The sequence below is a fragment of the Marinovum sp. 2_MG-2023 genome (genome assembly GCF_030548265.1).
Taxonomy (GTDB): Bacteria; Pseudomonadota; Alphaproteobacteria; order Rhodobacterales; family Rhodobacteraceae; genus Marinovum.
The window spans coordinates 1-2,751 of sequence record NZ_JAUOSD010000065.1; the positions used below are offsets into that span (position 1 = coordinate 1).

The 2,751-nt window shown below is 53.5% G+C and carries 2 protein-coding genes and 1 pseudogene; 2 read left to right on the forward strand and 1 reads right to left on the reverse strand.

Translation table 11 applies throughout. The features are described from left to right. Positions 1-606 (forward strand): annotated as a pseudogene (locus Q4577_RS23580) (IS5 family transposase); the annotation flags it as partial. Between the two features lie 278 nt (positions 607-884). Continuing rightward, positions 885-1,136, forward strand: a complete 252-nt coding sequence (locus Q4577_RS23585; RefSeq protein WP_303473357.1) for a hypothetical protein — start codon at positions 885-887, stop codon at positions 1,134-1,136. A 22-nt stretch (positions 1,137-1,158) separates the two neighbouring features. Here Q4577_RS23585 and Q4577_RS23590 read toward each other — a convergent pair. Beyond that, the coding region (locus tag Q4577_RS23590) for a calcium-binding protein (protein WP_303473355.1) at positions 1,159-2,751 on the reverse strand (1,593 nt) is incomplete at its 5' end.

Sequence of the window (2,751 nt, forward strand, 5' to 3'; positions counted from 1 at the left end):
AGCAGCCTATGGCCCCCACAAAACGCTCTACAGCCGGTGGAGGCGTTGGAGCGAGAAAGGCATCTTTGCCCGGATGATGGTCGGCCTGGCTGCCGAGCATGGCGAAGAGAAGACCGTGATGATTGACGCGACATATCTCAAGGCCCACCGAACTGCGACCAGCATGGCCGTGAAAAAGGGGGGCGTGGCCGCCTGATCGGTCGGACCAAGGGCGGAATGAACACCAAACTGCATGCCGTCTGTGACAGCCAGGGACGCCCGATCGACTTGTTCGTCACCGCCGGACAGGTGAGCGACTACATCGGCGCGCGGGCGTTGCTCAGTCGCCTGCCAAAGGTCAAATGGCTGCTCGGGGATCGTGGCTACGACGCCGACTGGTTCCGAGAAGCATTGCAGGACAAGGGGATACGCGCCTGTATCCCTGGACGAAAGCAACGCAAGGCGCCGGTTAAATACGACAAGCGCCGCTACAAACGGCGAAACCGGATCGAGATCATGTTCGGCAGGCTCAAGGATTGGCGGCGCGTGGCGACCAGATACGACCGATGCCCCATGGTGTTCCTCTCAGCAATCGCTCTCGCCGCTCTCGTCATCTATTGGTTATGAATCCTGACCCTAAGGGCGATATTTTCCGGAGTCAATTTCTACAACAAAGCCGACGCAGAGCGCAAAAAGACGGGTTTTGAGACAGGATACTGGGTCATTTTGTTGTTTGATAAGGCTCCGCAGAACTTGCCTTTAAAACGACTGGTTTCGAGACAAGCTGTTTGGCAGGCCGAGTGCTACAAATACGAAAATCGGTTGCACGACTGCTTTCCAAGCAAAACTCTTGTCTTGGGGTGTCATTCTGCCCCCAGCCGTAACAGACCCCTGAGTGGGGCAGGATCGGTCGAGGTGGCCAATCCCGCACAGACTGGTTTGCAACCGAAGAGGAGGCCAGGGACGCGCGTTGCACGCTGCATCGACAGAAGGAGAACGCGGCTACGAGTGAATATTCAAAGGCGTTGAGCGTAGGTTTCTTGCCGAGGCTAAGCGCTCGAAGTGACGATGTGAAAGTGGTACTTCAACCAGCTGTTTGCCGCCCAAGGAGTGCAAAAGCACATTCCCCCAGAAACTGCATATTCTCAATACTATAAGGCATGTGCAAAAGACCAATCATCAGAATTGGAACATGATATCAGACAGCGTCAAACTTACATCTTCCAGCGCAATTGTGCCCGCACTGATTCCTGATCCATAAGAAATTATGGTGTCTCCGCCGCTTTGAGAGACGGCTACCGTCGACTGAGAAATTCCGTAAAATTTTATAGCGTCTTCCGAGTTCGAGAAATCGCCAATGGTGTCATTTCCATTGGCCGATCCAAACTCAAAGGTGTCCGCGCCAGCTTCGCCGTGAAGGGTGTCGTTGCCGGTGCCACCGCTAATTGTGTCATTTCCGGATCCGCCACGGACGATGTCGTTCCCGGCCTCACCCTTGACGCTGTCGTCACCAGAGTTTCCCGAGACGGTGTCATTCCCGACCCCTCCGAAAACTTGGTCATCCCCAAAACCACCGAAGAGTAGATCGTCCCCATATCCCCAAGCGGTCAGTGTTTCAGAAACATTCCCTGTCACGGTTGATCCGCCCGCGTCGGTCCCAGAAAAATCAATGTTCAAAGTGTCAGTCAAATTCGACGAAACGACGGTGGAACCGGAACCTAGCGCATTCCCGTCGCTCCATGCGACAAATTCATTGTCAAACCACTCTTTGACGTCTCCGTGAATTCCGGCATGAACTCCGCTGTATATTGGACCTCCATCCAATTTCAGATAGCTGTCGCCATAGATGATGTCGTTGCCCAACCCACCGTCGATTGAATCATTGCCGCCATTTCCGTAAAGCAAGTCGTTGCCGAAATCGCCTTTGATGTGGTCCTCTCCGCGACCGCCATCGATGAGGTCATCGCCCCAACCGCCCGACAGCAAATCCTGGCCATCTCCGGCAACGGTGGGGTTTCCACCATCACTGCCTAAGATCAAATCATTGCCGCGATTTCCCTCGATGACATCGCTCCCGGCCCCTCCGATCAACAGGTCTGCTTGATCGTCGCCGTGGATCGTGTCGTTGCCATCGCCCATGAAGATGATGTCTTGGCCATCATTGCCTGCGATGTTGTTTTTGGCGTCGTCGACTAAATCTGTAGTGTCAGAGTCGACCTTATCGTCCACAAAAATATCGTGCATGAACCCAAGGGTCCGTGGGAGTTCGTCAGACTCACTGTTGTTGTGAACAAAATTGTTCTTATCTGCATTCTGCAACGTCGCCGATGACCACTGGCTGTAGAATGTGCTCGCAGTCAGCCCCTCGCCCGCACCTGCCACCGGCAGCACAAGGCCGGCAATCAAATCGTGAGTATCCTCCATTGCAGTCAACGTGACGGTGTAGTCGTCTGTGTTGAATATGGAGGACATATTCGCATCGAACACGCTCTTTGTTCCGCCGACAATGACAACCGTGCGGGTGTTTCCACTTGCGTCAGTTACGTCAAAATGAACGTCGCTGCCCTGTTGAGACGTACTGATATCCGAAGCGGTTTCAACGAGGTAAGAGATGTCAATACTGTCTTTTGAAACGTCAAAATCATGAATAACATCATAGTGTTGGCCACTGCTCAAGGTTCCGTAGGTGAAGTTTGAACCGATGACAAAAATGTCCTGATCGTTGCTCGAAGTGCCCGAATAACCCGTTGCCAGAACTTCTGACGAACTGCC